We start from the raw sequence: 15,256 nt of genomic DNA on the forward strand, positions 1-15,256 counted from the left end.
AGAAGAGGCCCTCTCCCTTAAGCCCGCCTGGACATGCCAAGTGCAAGACATCGCCCTCAACGTTTTCCTCGTTCTTTTCTGCGTCGCCATCTTTGCCGGATTTATCGATTCCATCGCCGGCGGCGGTGGTCTCATCACTATCCCGGCCATGCTGATAATGGGAATTCCGCCGCTCGATACGCTCGGCACCAACAAGCTGCAATCGCAGTTCGGCTCGGCGTCGGCCACCATTGCCTATGCCCGCCGCGGCCATGTCAATCTGAGGGAACAATTGCCGATGGCGATCATGGCGATGATCGGCGGCGGGCTCGGTGCTTTCACCGCCGCCTTCGTGCCGTCAGACCTCCTGCGCACCATCATGCCCTTTCTGCTGATCGCGATTGCCCTCTATTTCGCCTTCAAGCCGCAGCTCAGCGATATCGACAGCCATCGCCGCATCACGCCTTTCGTGTTCGGCCTCACCGCCGCACCGCTCGTGGGTTTCTATGATGGCGTTTTCGGCCCCGGCGCGGGTTCCTTCTACATGCTTGCCTTCGTGGGCCTTGCCGGCTTCGGCATGCTGAAGGCAACCGCCCATACCAAGCTTCTGAACCTGGGTTCGAATTTCGGCGGCTTTGTTGTTTTTGCGGCTGGAGGCGCGGTTCTCTGGAAGCTTGGCATCGCCATGGGCATCGGCCAGTTCGTCGGCGCGCAGATCGGATCGCGTTTCGCGATGAAAAACGGCGCGAAGATCATCCGCCCGCTTTTGGTTCTTTCCTGTCTGGCAATGGCGACGAAGCTTCTTGCGGATGCATCATCCGCATGGTCAATCGCCACGATCTGGGAAACCATCTTCCCGAAATGACAGGAAAAGGACACGGCTCGACGCTTGCGTTCGGACCGTGAATTTATGCCGTGGCGCGACGGCGCCTACGATCGGCGATTTCGCGGATGACCACCATTGCGCCAACCAGCTTGTAGTTGGAGGAATAGCAGGGCGACATTTCCAGCGATTTTACGATCGTATGGCCGTCATGATCTTCGGCATAGGTGTATTTCGACGTACCGCCCTTGAAGCAATTGTCGAGCCTCTCCCGCAGATCGTTCTGAAAACGGTGCACTCCGACAAGCTCGGCGATATGACATCCCAAAGGCCCTTCCGGCGTATTGCGCGGAAACGCATCGATGCCATTGGAGAATGACACTCGATAACCGGGAGAAACGACGACCACCGGCTCGTCAAGATCGTTCAGCATATCCTCATCGAGAATGAGATGGCGGTGGTGCCACTCCAGGATGTCCTCGTCCTCGTCGCCGATCACCTTTGCCTTGAGCGGCATGCCGACATAGCGGTCGACCAGCGTTCTCAAAAGATCGGAATTGCGCTGCACGCAGCCGAGATCTTCCGCCTCGTGATTGAGGAGGTCGATGGCGAAACGGAATTGCTCACGAATGTCCTCGGAACTGCCGGTCTTACGCCCGATGACCCGATCAAGCAGCAGCTCCAGTTCACGCTCCAGCACTGCGATCTTGTCGGCCTCGTTCTTACCAACCGCTGATTGCAGTTCCGTATAACGCAGCCAGAACAGCTCAATCAAATCTTTCAACCCAACTCTCCCTGAACGGGCAGACAGCCCGCTCCCAATCCGAATGGATAGACACTTATCCCCTCATTGTAGCGTCTGTGCATTAAAAAATGACGTAACGACACGCAGGACCGCCGCAGGGATTAATCTCTAAAATATCATAGCTACTGCTATTTTTTCAATTTCGATAATCCATGAACGAAAAATAAGGTTCCACTAATAAGTAAAAATACTTAAAAACGCAATTTTACGGCCGAATTCTGTAAAAAATCACTAGAAATTCGGCCGCGCTGCAAATAATCAGATCTGGTGTTTAACGTCCCAACGGTCGTGATACCACAGCCATTGTTCTGGATATTCGCGGACCCAGCTTTCCACCTTGTCATTCAAAAGCTGCGCCGTCGCCTGAATATCGACATTTCCTTTTTCATCGCGCGGAATTTCAACCCTCGGCTCTATTTCCAGCCGGTAGCGGTTATCAGGCAGACGCACGCAGCGGGCGGGATAGACATCGCAATTGAACTGCCGCACCAGCTTGGCAAGAAGCGGGTTGGTGCGCACCTCATGGCCGAAGAACTTCGTCGTCAAGCCTTTGCCGAACTTCTGGTCGACGAGCACGCCGACACCGCCGCCCCTTTCCAGCTGCCGCGCAAGCGCGAAGGAAGAGCCGGCATGCGACGGCACGAGATTGCCCATGCGTTCCTTGCGGAACTTGAACACCTTGTCGGCCACGAAAGGATTATTCGGCGGCCGGAACAGCACCGTCACATCCAGACCGAAGGCAGAACTGGCCACCGGCAACAATTCGAAATTGCCGCTATGGGCAGTAAATACGATGAAGGGCCGCGGGTTATCGCGAAGCTCGATAAAGGTCGAAATACCCTCGACCCGGATACGGCCCGGCTCGCTATTTTCCGGATCGAAATCGAACAGCCTGTCGAGAAAGACATATTCCGCCGCAAGCCGCCCCATGCTGCCCCAGCTGTCCATTGCGATGGTAAGCCGCTCCTCTTCGGATTTCTCCGGAAAGGCGCGCGCCAGATTGTAGAGCATCAGCTTGTGGCGGCCGGTTTTCGGCCCCACGAAACGCGCCAGCCTGTCGGCAGCGCGAATTCCCGCGTCAGCTGGAAATATCTTCAGCAGATTGAGAAGGCCGAAGGCAAACGTCGCAATCAGCCATTGCCGGAAATGGTCCAGCTTCAGGACGATCCGCGTAATGAACAGTTTCAAGGCGTCAATCCATCCGCAGAACGATTTTGCCGAATACCTGGCGCGTTTCCATGCGCTCTAGCGCCCGGTCGATATCCTCGAAGGTGACTTCTGTGTCGATAACAGGATGAACGATGCCGCGCGCCATCTTCTGCATGGCGTTGGCCATGTTTTCCATGCGGCAACCGAAGGAGCCGAGCAGCTTCAGCTGCTGCTGGAACAGCATCATCAGGTTGATATCGGTCGATACGCCTGACGTGGAGCCGCAGGTGACGAGACGGCCGCCACGCTTCAGCGAGAACATCGATCCCGCCCAGGTGTCTTTGCCGACATGCTCGAACACCACGTCTACACCCTTCTTTTTCGTCAGCTTGCGCACGACGCCTTCGAAACGGTCGGTCCGGTAGTTGATGACGTGATCGGCACCCAGAGCCTTCGCCCGTTCGATCTTGTCGTCGGAGCCGACCGTGGTGATGACGGTGCAGCCCATCTTCTTTGCAAGCTGGATCGCCGCCGTGCCGATGCCGGAACCGCCGGCATGCACGAGGATCGTTTCGCCCGATTCCAGCTTGGCATTGTCAAACAGCATGTGTTCGACCGTGCCGAAGGTCACAGGCGCCAGAGCCGCGCCGATGGCATCGACGCCATGCGGCGCCGGAACGAGCTGGCGGGCGGGAATATTGATCTTTTCCTGCGCAAAGCCGTCAAGATGGAAACCGTGTACACCCTGAACATGTTCACAAAGATTGTCACGGCCTTCACGGCACGGCTTGCAGATCCCGCAGGTGCGCGCGCCGTAGATCGCGACGAGCTGGCCAGGCAGCACATTCGAAACGCCCGGGCCAATGGCCTCCACCACGCCGGAAGCCTCAGCACCGATGGTCAGCGGCATCTTGCGCTTGGCAAAAGCCATGCCGCGCCAGCCCCAGACGTCGATGTGGTTCAGCGCCACGGCCTTGACGCGCAGCGTCACCTCGCCCGGACCTGGTGCATCGGGTTCAGGCAGGTCCACTTTTTCGAGCTTCCGGTCGTCCACAAGTTGAAGAGCGCGCATGTTTTTAGTCCTTCGCCCGGAGGCGTCTATCTCAAGAGTAATTCCAGCAAAACTCTGTAACGGTTTTGCGGTCGGAATGTGTAGTCACACCAGCGAGAGCGTTCCCGGGCTTCGTTCAGGCCGGAAACGCCCCTGTCTTCTGGCGGAACCGGTTAAGCCGGTTCACGCGTCATGACAAGGCTGGCATTCTGCCCGCCGAACCCAAAGGAGTTGGAAAGCACGGCATTGACTGTCGCGTCCCGCTTCACATTCGGCACCACATCGAGCGAAATGGTCGGATCAGGGTTGTTGTAGTTGATCGTCGGCGGCAGGGTGCCGGTCAGCATGGTCTGTAACGAGAACACCGCCTCCACAGCACCGGCCGCCGTCAGCGTATGGCCGATCATCGACTTGTTGGATGACAGCGGAATGTCTTTCAGGCCTTCGCCGAAGACGGCAAGCATCGAGCCATATTCCATCTTGTCGTTTTCCGGCGTCGAGGTGCCGTGGGCGTTGATGTAGCCGATATCGCTTTCAGCAACGCCCGCATCCGCAAGTGCGGCGCGGATCGTCGCGATCGCCGGGCCGCCATCTGGCGAGGAACGCGTGCGGTGGAAGCTATCCGCCTTTTCACCGGCGCCCTTGATGATGCCGAGAACCTTCGCGCCGCGCGCAATCGCCGATTCCAGCGATTCCAGCACCAGCGTTGCCGCACCTTCGGCGATCACGAAACCGTCGCGGTCCTTGCTGAACGGCTTGGATGCCTTTTCCGGCGGCTCATTCTGGGTCGACAGCGCCGAAAGAAGCGAAAAGCGGATCAGCGCTTCGGCGCTGACCGAACCGTCTGTAGCAACCGTCAGCGCGCGCTCGGTGCGGCCCTGGCGGATAGCCTCGACACCAAGCTGGATTGCGGTCGCGCCGGATGCACAGGCCGTCGAGAGCGTGACCGGCAGGCCGCGTGTACCAAAGCGGTCCGAAAGACGCTCCGAAATCGCGCCGAAAAGAGCCGCTTCCTGAAACGCCGGGTCCGGACGTTGACGGAAAGCCGTCAGGAACCGTTCATAGGCATCACCCGGCTGGGCGGCCGGCGGAGACCGGTCGGCAAGCTCGAAACGGGCGCTCCATTCCGGCTCGATCGGTGGTGCAGCCAGAAACAGCGGGCCATCGAAATCGCCCGAGATGCCGGCCTGCGCCAAAGCCTCAATGGTTGTCTCGCGTGCAAAGGCATAAGAGCGCTCGACGGAATTCGGAACCGGGATGTCGATGAAATCGACGGTGCCGCTGATCCTTGTGGAAAGCCCCTCCGTCGGGAAACGGGTGATCTTGTGGATGCCCGACTTGCCCGCAGTCAGAGCCGCCCAGTTATCGGCAAGACCCTGCCCGAGCGATGTGATGATGCCCATACCGGTGACTGCAACGATCGGGCGACCGAGATGATCCTTGAAGTTGGAAGTCATGGTCTTTTCTCCTCACACGTCACGGGACAGAACGGCAACACCTTCGCCGCGAACATGGCCGACGGTGGTGACGACCGCTTCGCTGGCCGCCTCGCCCATAGGCTTTTCCGCGGCGCCATCGAAAGTAGGAACCTTCGCGCCGCTTTCAAGCGTCAGGGCAGCAAGCGCCAGCCCAAGCGGGAACTGTGCTTCAAGTCCATGGCCGGTGATACCGCCGAAACCGCGAATGACGGCCTGCGGCAAAGCTTTTTCGAGAATATTCTTTTCACGCTGCGTCACGGCGTCGTAACCGCTCGCACCGGAAAACACGACGGTCGCAGCACTGTCCTTTGCAGGGGCAAGCAGCCGTTCCATGCGCTTTTCCATCTTGCCGTCATCACGGCTACCGCGATCGCCCTCGATGGCGTCGATACGGGCATAGATGCGTGCGCCGCGTTCACTGGCGTGCTTGCGCGATTCCAGCACCAGGAAGGCTCCCAGCGAACCGGAAATCATGCCGCCGCCGTCCTGGCCGCCACGCGACCAAAGCGGCTGCCAATCGCCCTGCGCATGCGCGCCGATCGCTTCAAACAGCAGGATCATGTCCGGGCGCTCGGCCGAGAAGGCGCCGCCCACCAGGGCGTGGCTGGATTCGCCGGAACGGATACGGTGAAACGCAGTCTCGACTGCGGAAATGCCGGCTGCTTCCTCGCCCATGAAGGTACGGGAGGACCCTGTGACCTTGTGAACGATGGAAATGTTACCGGCCATCAGATTGGAAAGCTGGGCGAGAAACAGGGTCGGACGCAATTCCGTCGTTAGCTTCTCGTTGAGCAGCACTTCGCGGTCGTTGCGCTTCAGCGCCTCATCGACAATCAGCGTATCGACATTGATGTCGCGCTCGCCACCGCCCGCAGCCACGATCATGTCCATGGTAGCGCAGGCTTCCGCGTTTTCCTTCAGCCCTGCATCATCAAGCGCGAGGCCGGCGGCAAAAACGCCGAGACGCTGCCAGTTTTCCATCTGGCGCTGGTCGCCGCGCTTGGCAATCTGCGTGGACCAGTCGATCTCCGGCATGGGATGAACCGGATAGGGTTTGAACTTTTCGGTCTCGATCACCGTTGCCGGCGCCGCAGTTCCCGAAAGAAGCGCAAGATGCGCCTGGCTGCCGACGCCGTGACAGGTCACGATGCCGACCCCGGTTATCACCACATCATTGTCAGATTTCATCGTCTGTCATCCTTTGCAGCCTGACCCATTGAAGCGGTCACGGCTATCCAACAGCGGTCGAAAACGACCACTCCATGCGTTGCGGAATAAAGCGCGCGATGCGGATTGGCAATGGTGAAGGCCCGATCCGCCAGCACAAGCCCACGATTTTCGTGAATCAAAACCGGGTCTAGGGGAAAAATGCCGTCTCCCGGCATCAGCGGAAGCGCTTATTTTTGCGCATCCGCGGCAATCGCCGCCATCAGGCCGACTTCCTCGGCCCGCTTCCTGACGATAGGCGCGAGCGGAATTTCGCTGAAAGGCATTGTCCTGAGCTTCAGCTGTGCATCGCAGACCTTCTTGCCTTCGCAAGTGATCTTCGCTTTGGTGACTGCAAAACCCGAACCGTCATGTTCCAGCACCGCCTCGATATCGAGAACCGCGCCCGGCTCCACGAAGGTGCGCATCTTGGCGCCGTCAACCGACATCAGGAAGGGCATGGCGGAAAAATCGCTGAACGCCAGAACCATCATGCCGGAAGCCTGCGCCATGGTCTCGATCAGAAGCACGCCCGGAACTAGCGGCATGCCGGGGAAATGTCCCTCGAAAACCGGGCTTTTGTCGGGAACGACAGACCGCGCCTTCAATGTGCGCGTCGCCATATCCACGGCTTCGACCTTGTCGATCATCTGAAAATATTCAAGCAGCATCCGTCCGGCCCGTTTCTGGTCGGTTACGACCCGTCCCTGAAGGTCAGGTCCAGAAAAAGAAATGCCCGCTCGAAGCGGGCATTATCGCCTCAGCCCTTGGCTGCGCGCAATTCGTCGATCTTGGCACAGAGGTTCTTCAGCACGAAATATTCTTCGGTGGTAACCTTGCCTTCGTTGACTTCCTGCGTCCACTGCTCGAGCGGAATCTTGATACCGAATTCCTTGTCGATGGCGAAAACGATATCCAGAAAGTCGAGGCTGTCGATGCCCAGATCGTCGATCGTGTGGCTTTCCGGCGTAATGGTTTCGCGGTCGATTTCGCTGGTTTCGGCGATAATGTCGGCAACCTTGTCGAATGTAGCTGTCACGCCCATAATCCTTATTGTCGTTCGTATTAAATATCCTGTCTGACGCACCACATAGGCAAGTCGCACAAAAAAGCCAATGGTTTCGTGACGTAACTTTGAAATTTGCCTTAAAACTGTTGCCTAAACAGCAACCGAATGACGGCCGCGTCCGCTGCCGAGATAGGCGTCGAAGGTTGCCGCAATATGACGGACAAAGGGTTTTCCCGCCTCCGTCACGGCAAAAACATCGCCATCCATCCGCACCACACCGTCCCTGTCACCGCCAGCGAAAAGTTGCGCCTCCATGCTGACGGAATGGCTGGCCTTGCCGAAACGCCGCTTCAAATCGCCCAGATCGAGCGAAAAATCGCACATCAGCCGCTCGATGACATAGGAGCGCAGGTGATCGTCCTCGGACAATTCTATTCCCTTTAGTACCGCGAAACCACCCTCGCCCACCATCCGCTGATATTCCCCCGTCGCCACCATGTTCTGCACGTAGCCCTGGGGCATCCGGCCGATTGCGGATGCACCAAGCCCGATCAGGGCATCGGCCGTGTCAGTGGTGTAGCCCTGAAAATTCCGCCGCAGCTCCCCCGTCTCGACCGCCCGGCTCAGAGTGTCGGCGGGCTTGGCAAAATGATCGATCCCGACTGCCCGGTAACCCGCCTTGCCGAGCATCTCCGCCGCCATAGTCATCTGGCGGTAGCGCTCGGCAATATCTGGCAATGCCTGCTCAGGGATCAGCGACTGGTGTTTTTTCATCCACGGAACATGCGCATAACCGAACAGCGCGATCCGGTCGGGGTCGAGTGAGATGATCTGGTCAACCGTCTGTTGCAATGTCTCGCAGGTCTGGAACGGCAGGCCATAGAGAATGTCGCAATTGACCGAGTGAACGCCCCTTGCCCGCACGGCATCTACCACCGATTCCGTCTGCTCGAAGGTCTGAATCCGGTTGATGGTTTTTTGCACTTTGTCATCAAAGTCCTGCACACCGAGGCTCGCGCGCGTCATGCCAATGACGGCAAGCGCGTCATAGCGACTTTCGTCAAGATCGTTCGGGTCCATTTCCACGCTGATTTCGGGCGCCAGACCAAAGGTGAAATGGCGTCTTAGACAGTCCATCAGGCCCACCATGTCTTCAGGCCTCAGCATAGTGGGAGAACCGCCGCCAAAATGCACCGCGCTGACCACTGCATCGGGGGAAACAAGCGAGCCGACGGCTTCTATCTCCCGCCTAAGTGCCTCAAGATAAACGGCAATCGGCTCGTATTTCAGCGTGTGCTTGGTGTGGCAGGCACAGAACCAGCACAGCCGGTCGCAATAGGGAATATGCAGGTAAAGCGATATCCGGTTCCGGTGGCCAAGCTCACCGAGCCAGCGGCGATAGGTGCCATTATCGATTCCCTCGTGAAAGTGCGGCGCGGTAGGATAGCTTGTGTAACGCGGCACGGCGCCCGAATATTTGCGAAGAAGTTCGGTTTTCATCCCCGGATTTGCCTTTTATCAAGAAAATGTCGATTTCCTCCCCTTCAGTAACGGCTGCGACAGTTTGCAACTTTGACTTCAATCAAATTGCACCTTAAGTTCTTGCTAAAGTAGACGCGGGGGCGACGACTACGCGGCGCAAGCCTTCGAAAAGACCGGATTTTACACCTGCGGTCGCATTCGTCCCTTAAAGCCAGCATCGGAAAAGGCTGATGGACACGCTACAGAAGACCATCCACAATTCGGAATATCCCGTCGTATGCCGCTCCTGCGAGGCGCGTCACGGTGGTCTTTGCAGCACGTTGACGCCGCAGCAGCTCTGCGACCTCAACCGTCATTCCAGCCGTAAGAAGCTGGAAGCGGGCAACGAGCTGCTTGCCCAGGGGGAGCTCGTCAGCTCCTACGGCAACATTCTCAACGGCGTGGTGAAGCTCTCGAAGATGATGTCGGATGGCCGCCAGCAGATCGTCGGCCTGCAATTTGCACCGGATTTTCTCGGCCGCCCGTTCATGGCGGAAAGCAAGATGACAGCGGAAGCCGCAACCGATGTGGAAATCTGCCTGTTCCCGCGCCGCATCGTCGACCGCATGGTTTCCGAAGTGCCGGATATGGAACGTAAGCTTCACAGCCAGTCTCTGAAGGAACTGGATGAGGCGCGCGACTGGATGCTGACACTTGGCCGAAAATCGGCACAGGAAAAGGTTGCCAGCTTCCTTTATATGATCGCCACGCATATCGATCCGGAAAAGGACGATAAATCAACGTTCGACCTGCCGTTATCGCGCGCAGACATAGCTGACTTCCTTGGTCTCACCATCGAAACAGTTAGCCGGCAAATGACTAAGCTGCGCAAGGAAGGCACGATCAGCATCGAGAACAACCGTCATATTACAGTGCCGGACCTCGATATGCTCAGCGAAGCCGCCGGAAACGACTGACCGGCGTTTTTCAACTTTCATCGTCCCTGAGGCGCTGACATTCCGATGTTGATGTACGGCGCCCGCGCCTGCGCGGGTGCGAGCGCAAAACCGGCAAGAACCAGCAAAGCAGCGATGCATCTCATGATATTTCACCCTGTCTACCGCTTTTTCAGCGGCCTGTTTGTTATGACCGCATCATAAGCGGCAAAGCGCATCCATCCGCTTAACATCTTCAGTAAGCATATGGTTCAAAGGCAGGGTAAATAAGGGGTTATGAGAGCTGCTTGGTAATAGAATGAAGCACAAGGATTGCCGTTATCCTCGGCCTTGTGCCGAGCGAATCTCGAGATCCACAGGTTGTCGATTCTCGGTAAAGGCCCCGGAACGACGAACGGAAGAACCTTACTGCGTAACAGGCGTCGCAACCGGCTTCTGGTTTTCGCCAAGCGCCCGCAATTCCGCGACTCGGCGTTTGTATTCAGCTTCCGAAATCTGGCCGTTGCGGCGTGCAGCACCGAGGCGCGACAGGTTCGATTCCATTTTGGACGCCTCGTCATCCCCCATCTGGCTGCCGGCAGCCGTAATCGGTGCTGAAAAGCTTGGATAGGTGCCGGTATCGCGTCTCTGGCTCACCACATTGTCGCTGACGGGACGCGGGCCGACGATTTGGGCTTGCGGGTGGGGCATATGGGCCGGTGCGACGATCGGTGCCGGGGTCTTGCAGGCGGCAAGTACTGTAACGAGCATGGCGCCGGAAAGCGAAAGAAGGGCGATCCTTCCAGCATTTTCCGCAAATCTTCCCCATGTACCCATGTGCTTGCCCATCGTCATGTTCCGCCTGTAAGGATATCGCCGATATCGAATTCGACTGCGGTTCGGCTCTTCGTGGCCTCCCCTTGCTGGTGGAACTTGTATTCGTTTTCATGCAGAATGTGCAAACACAAATTTGGTGGAGGACAGCGCATGGCAGGTGTTGACGGCGGGGCAGAGAAAAAGGGTGGCAAAACGCCCGGTTTCGACGCCACATCCGCCGAGGCTTACCTGATCCGCGACCCGGAAGCCTTTGCGGTCAACATCGCCCGCGCGCTGGAAAACCTCGGCAAAGCCGCGTCCGAATGGCTGGCGCCCCGCGAACGCGGTGAAATTCCGCAGACCAGCGCCGATCCGATGACCGACATCGTCAAGACGCTCTCCGATGTCGCCGAATACTGGATGGCAGAACCGAAGCGTTCACTCGAAGCGCAGACCCACCTGCTTTCCAGCTATTTCGATCTGTGGACAAAATCCGTGGCGCAGTTTTCGGAAGATGCCGATTCCCGCTCGGAAAAGGCCACGGAGACCGGCCCGGCAGAGCGAAAGAACAGGCGTTTTGCCGACGCGGACTGGCAGGCCAATCCGTTTTTCGATTTTCTCCTCAAAGCCTATCAGACCACCGTCGGTTTTGCCGACCGGATGGTTATGGAAGCCGAAGGGCTGGACGAGCACACCCGCACCAAGGCGTTGTTTTACATGCGCCAGGTGACGGAAGCCCTCTCGCCGGCCAACTTCGTCTTCACCAATCCGCAGGTCTTCCGCGAGACGGTCGCGTCCAGCGGGGCCAATCTCGTCAAGGGCATGGCACAGCTTGCCGAAGATGTCGCGGCCGGCCACGGCCATCTGAAACTGCGCCAGACCGATTACAGCAAATTCGTCATCGGCCAGAACATCGCCATCACACCAGGCAAGGTGGTTGCCAAAAGCCCGCTCTGCGAGATCATCCATTACGCGCCGACGACGAAAAAGGCCCTCAAACGGCCGCTGCTCATCGTGCCGCCATGGATCAACAAATTTTATATCCTCGATCTCAACCCACAGAAATCCTTCGTTAAATGGTGTCTCGATCAGGGTCACAGCGTGTTCATGGTCTCGTGGATCAACCCGGACGCCAGGCTGGCCGACAAGGGCTGGGAGGACTATATCCGCGAAGGTATCGATTTCGCCCTCGACACGATCGAGGAGCAAACCGACGAAAAGGACATCAATGCCATCGGCTATTGCGTCGGCGGCACGCTTTTGTCTTCGGCCCTGGCATTGCATGCGCAGGAAGGCAATGAGCGCATTCGCAGCGCCACACTTCTCGCCGCCCAGACGGATTTCATCCATGCGGGCGACCTCAAGGTCTTCATCGACGAAGGCCAGCTCGCCGCGCTCGACAGGCACATGCAGGCCGTCGGTTATCTCGATGGCTCGATCATGGCCACAGTCTTTAACATGCTGCGCGCCTCCGATCTCATCTGGCCCTATATGGTCGATAATTATCTGCGCGGCACGGAACCCCTGCCCTTCGATCTCCTCTACTGGAATTCAGATTCTACCCGGGTGACCGCTGCCTGCCATTCCTTCTATCTGCGCAATTGTTATCTCGACAACAATCTCGCCCGCGGGCTGATGCGCGTGGCGGACAAGCGGATCAACCTCGGCGACATAAAAATCCCCGTCTATGATCTAGCCACCCGCGACGACCATATCGCGCCAGCGAAATCGGTCTTCACGGGGGCGGCACTGTTCGGCGGCCCCGTGGAATTCGTGCTCGGCGCTTCCGGCCACATAGCCGGTGTGGTCAATCCGCCGCAATCCGAAAAATACCAATATTGGACAGGCGCATCACCATCCGGAGACTTCGATGCCTGGCAGGCCGCAGCCCACGGCCCACAAGGGATCATGGTGGGTGCACTGGCAAAACTGGATCGAAAGCCAGAATGGCGAGAAGGTAAAGGCAAGGGCGCCGGGAGACGGCAAGCGACCAGTGCTCGGTGATGCACCCGGAACCTACGTCCTGTCCTGACCAGCCCCCACCTCTCACCTTTCAGGCCACATGCTCTTCACGCCCCCACTCGTTCCCGCCACGCTGATCGCCCGCTACAAGCGTTTCCTCTTCGACGCCGTTCTGGAGGACGGCACGGCGATTACAGGCTCCTGCCCCAATACCGGCTCCATGCGCGGATTGACCACGCCCGGCTCGCGTATCTGGATGTCCGAGCATGACAGCCCAACCCGCAAGTACCGGCATATGCTGGAAATGGTCGAGGCCGATGGCACCGTGGTCGGCATCAATACCGGCATGCCGAACCGGCTGGCGGAAGAAGCGATTCTCAATGGCCGTATCCCGCAGCTTGCCGGCTATTCGACGATCCGGCGCGAGCAGAAATACGGCCGCAATTCCCGCATCGATTTCCTGCTTTCCGAAATTGGGCGGCCGGATGCCTATGTGGAAGTAAAGAACGTTCATTTCATGCGCGAAAAAGGTCTGGCCGAATTCCCTGATACCGCCACCAAACGCGGCGCCAAACATCTGGAGGAGCTGGGCGACGCAGCGGAGGCCGGTCACCGCGCGGTGATGCTCTATCTCATTCAGCGCAACGATTGCGACCGGATGCGCATCTGCGATGATCTGGATCCGGTCTATGCGCTGGCGTTTCAGCGGGCCATGTCGCGCGGCGTGGAGGCCTATGCGGTGAAATGCGACGTTTCCCCGGCACAAATTTCAGTCACGGGAACGGTTAAGATGGACGAATGGCGTCCGGCTGTTTTATGAACAGGGACGTAAAGAGACAGAAAGCACTATGATGGTCACCTATATCGACGCAGCCTCCGCCCCCCTCAAGAATACCGGCGTCATCCGCCTTTATACCCCTGAGGATTTCGACGGGATGCGCAAGGCGTGCCAGCTGACGGCGCGTTGCCTCGACGAACTGGCGGCAATCGTCAAGCCGGGTGTGACGACTGATGCCATCGACCGTTTCGTCTTCGAGTTCGGCGCCGACCATGGCGCTTTGCCGGCAACACTGAATTACCGCGGTTATACGAAATCCGTCTGCACCTCTATCAACCATGTGGTCTGCCACGGCATTCCGGACGCAAAGCCGCTGCGTGAAGGCGAAATCGTCAATATCGACGTGACCTATATTCTGGACGGCTGGCACGGCGATTCGAGCCGCATGTATCCGGTTGGCACGATCAAGCGCGCGGCTGAACGTCTGATGGAAGTGACCTATGAATGCCTGATGCTCGGAATCGCGGCAGTGAAACCGGGTGTGCGCACCGGCGCGATCGGCGCGGCTATTCAGGCCTATGCCGAGGCGGAACGTTGCTCGGTGGTGCGTGATTTCTGCGGCCACGGCGTTGGACGTCTGTTCCACGACACCCCCAATATCCTGCACTACGGCCGCCCGGACGAAGGCCCGGAGATTCGCGAGGGCATGATCTTCACCATCGAGCCGATGATCAACCTCGGCAAGCCGCATGTGAAGGTGCTCTCCGATGGCTGGACGGCAGTAACGCGCGACCGCTCCCTTTCCGCGCAATACGAACATGCGGTCGGCGTAACCGCGACCGGTTGCGAAATCTTCACACTGTCGCCGGGCGGCTTTGACCGTCCGGGCCTGCCGCCACTCGCATAAGGCCAGACCGCCATGGCAAAACGCCCTGCCCCGCCTTCCGCCGATCTTCCATCGACCTCCGGCTTTCAGGCGGGAAACGGCGATCTGTTCGACGGAACGGATGAGCGCGGCTTCTTTGCCGAACCGCGAAGTGCGGTGAAGAAGACCTCGGAACACCCCGCAGCCGTTGCGGAGCCGGAAGCGGAGATCGCACACTATCACGGCCATAGGGACAGGCTGCGGGCGCGTTATCGCGACGGCGGCGATACCGCCCTTGCCGATTACGAACTGCTGGAGCTTCTGCTTTTCCGGCTGATCCCGAGGCGTGATACCAAACCCATCGCCAAAGCGTTGATCGCCCGCTTTGGTACTCTTGGCGGGGTGCTTGGCGCGCCGCTGCCGCTGTTGCAGGAGGTGAAGGGCGTGGGTGAGGCCGTGGCGCTCGATCTGAAGCTCGTCGCCTCCGTTTCCCAGCGCATGCTGAAGGGCGAACTCCGCAACAAGCAGATTCTCGGCTCCTGGTCTTCGGTCATCGACTATTGCCATGCCGCCATGGCCCATGAAACCCGTGAGCAATTCCGCATCCTGTTCCTCGACAAGCGCAACGTCCTGATCGCCGACGAGGTGCAGGGTCAGGGAACCGTGGACCACACGCCGGTTTACCCGCGCGAAGTGGTGCGCCGCGCCCTCGAACTTTCCTCTACAGCTCTGATTTTAATACATAATCATCCGAGTGGAGACCCTACCCCCTCGCGTGCCGATATCGAGATGACCAAAACCATCATCGATACGGCAAAGCCGCTGGGGATAGCGGTGCACGACCACATCATCATCGGCAAAGACGGCCACGCCAGCTTCAAAGGGCTTCGGCTGATCTGAAATCCATGGGTATTAACGCGAAGGGCTTTCCCGGCTTGC

Annotated in this window: 14 protein-coding genes and 1 pseudogene; 6 read left to right on the top strand and 9 right to left on the bottom strand. The window is 58.4% G+C overall.

Annotated features, from left to right (window positions below; all coding sequences use genetic code 11):
• Positions 1–40: 40 nt before the first annotated feature.
• A complete protein-coding gene (locus QE432_RS20570; RefSeq protein WP_026330928.1) occupies positions 41–844 on the top strand; it encodes a TSUP family transporter in 804 nt (267 codons plus the stop codon).
• A 43-nt stretch (positions 845–887) separates the two neighbouring features.
• On the opposite strand, the gene QE432_RS20575 is transcribed toward QE432_RS20570, so the two are convergent.
• The 8 genes from QE432_RS20575 to hemN form a co-directional block, all read right to left on the bottom strand.
• Positions 888–1,586: a hypothetical protein gene (locus QE432_RS20575; RefSeq protein ID WP_013636202.1), complete on the bottom strand. Its 699-nt coding sequence runs from the start codon at positions 1,584–1,586 to the stop codon at positions 888–890.
• 279 nt (positions 1,587–1,865) lie between these two features.
• Entirely contained in the window at positions 1,866–2,795 is a 930-nt protein-coding gene (locus tag QE432_RS20580) for a lipid A biosynthesis lauroyl acyltransferase (protein ID WP_019566226.1), read from the bottom strand.
• Between the two features lie 4 nt (positions 2,796–2,799).
• Entirely contained in the window at positions 2,800–3,828 is a 1,029-nt protein-coding gene (locus tag QE432_RS20585) for a zinc-binding dehydrogenase (protein ID WP_003515388.1), read from the bottom strand.
• A gap of 152 nt (positions 3,829–3,980) precedes the next feature.
• Entirely contained in the window at positions 3,981–5,264 is a 1,284-nt protein-coding gene (locus QE432_RS20590) for a beta-ketoacyl-ACP synthase (RefSeq protein ID WP_003515389.1), read from the bottom strand.
• 12 nt (positions 5,265–5,276) lie between these two features.
• The gene (locus tag QE432_RS20595) at positions 5,277–6,473 is read right to left on the bottom strand and encodes a beta-ketoacyl-ACP synthase (RefSeq protein WP_038491088.1); all 1,197 of its coding nucleotides are present in this window, start codon (positions 6,471–6,473) and stop codon (positions 5,277–5,279) included.
• Positions 6,474–6,682: 209 nt separating this feature from the next.
• Positions 6,683–7,162, bottom strand: coding sequence for a 3-hydroxyacyl-ACP dehydratase FabZ family protein (locus QE432_RS20600; protein WP_019566224.1), 480 nt, complete (start codon positions 7,160–7,162; stop codon positions 6,683–6,685).
• Positions 7,163–7,251: 89 nt separating this feature from the next.
• Positions 7,252–7,536, bottom strand: a complete 285-nt coding sequence (locus QE432_RS20605) for an acyl carrier protein (protein WP_019566223.1) — start codon at positions 7,534–7,536, stop codon at positions 7,252–7,254.
• Positions 7,537–7,650: 114 nt separating this feature from the next.
• The gene (gene hemN / locus QE432_RS20610) at positions 7,651–9,000 is read right to left on the bottom strand and encodes an oxygen-independent coproporphyrinogen III oxidase (protein ID WP_306625486.1); all 1,350 of its coding nucleotides are present in this window, start codon (positions 8,998–9,000) and stop codon (positions 7,651–7,653) included.
• A 212-nt stretch (positions 9,001–9,212) separates the two neighbouring features.
• Between hemN and fnrN the strand changes: the two genes are divergently transcribed.
• Complete coding sequence (fnrN, locus tag QE432_RS20615; protein ID WP_003515395.1) at positions 9,213–9,938, top strand: transcriptional regulator FnrN; 726 nt, start codon at positions 9,213–9,215, stop codon at positions 9,936–9,938.
• Between the two features lie 384 nt (positions 9,939–10,322).
• On the opposite strand, the gene QE432_RS20620 is transcribed toward fnrN, so the two are convergent.
• Positions 10,323–10,745: a hypothetical protein gene (locus tag QE432_RS20620; protein WP_003515396.1), complete on the bottom strand. Its 423-nt coding sequence runs from the start codon at positions 10,743–10,745 to the stop codon at positions 10,323–10,325.
• A 138-nt stretch (positions 10,746–10,883) separates the two neighbouring features.
• On the opposite strand from QE432_RS20620, the pseudogene QE432_RS20625 reads away from it, so the two are divergent.
• The 4 genes and pseudogenes from QE432_RS20625 (at position 10,884) to radC (ending at position 15,217) form a co-directional block, all read left to right on the top strand.
• A pseudogene (locus tag QE432_RS20625) lies at positions 10,884–12,744 on the top strand (PHA/PHB synthase family protein).
• Positions 12,745–12,774: 30 nt separating this feature from the next.
• Positions 12,775–13,494, top strand: a complete 720-nt coding sequence (gene sfsA, locus QE432_RS20630) for a DNA/RNA nuclease SfsA (RefSeq protein WP_112155014.1) — start codon at positions 12,775–12,777, stop codon at positions 13,492–13,494.
• 31 nt (positions 13,495–13,525) lie between these two features.
• The gene (map, locus tag QE432_RS20635; RefSeq protein ID WP_026330927.1) at positions 13,526–14,359 is read left to right on the top strand and encodes a type I methionyl aminopeptidase; all 834 of its coding nucleotides are present in this window, start codon (positions 13,526–13,528) and stop codon (positions 14,357–14,359) included.
• Between the two features lie 12 nt (positions 14,360–14,371).
• Positions 14,372–15,217: a RadC family protein gene (gene radC / locus QE432_RS20640; protein WP_003515400.1), complete on the top strand. Its 846-nt coding sequence runs from the start codon at positions 14,372–14,374 to the stop codon at positions 15,215–15,217.
• The last annotated feature ends 39 nt before the right edge of the window (positions 15,218–15,256 follow it).

Origin of the sequence: Agrobacterium sp. SORGH_AS_0745, assembly GCF_030818995.1 — a bacterium.
Classification (GTDB): Bacteria; Pseudomonadota; Alphaproteobacteria; order Rhizobiales; family Rhizobiaceae; genus Agrobacterium; species Agrobacterium tumefaciens.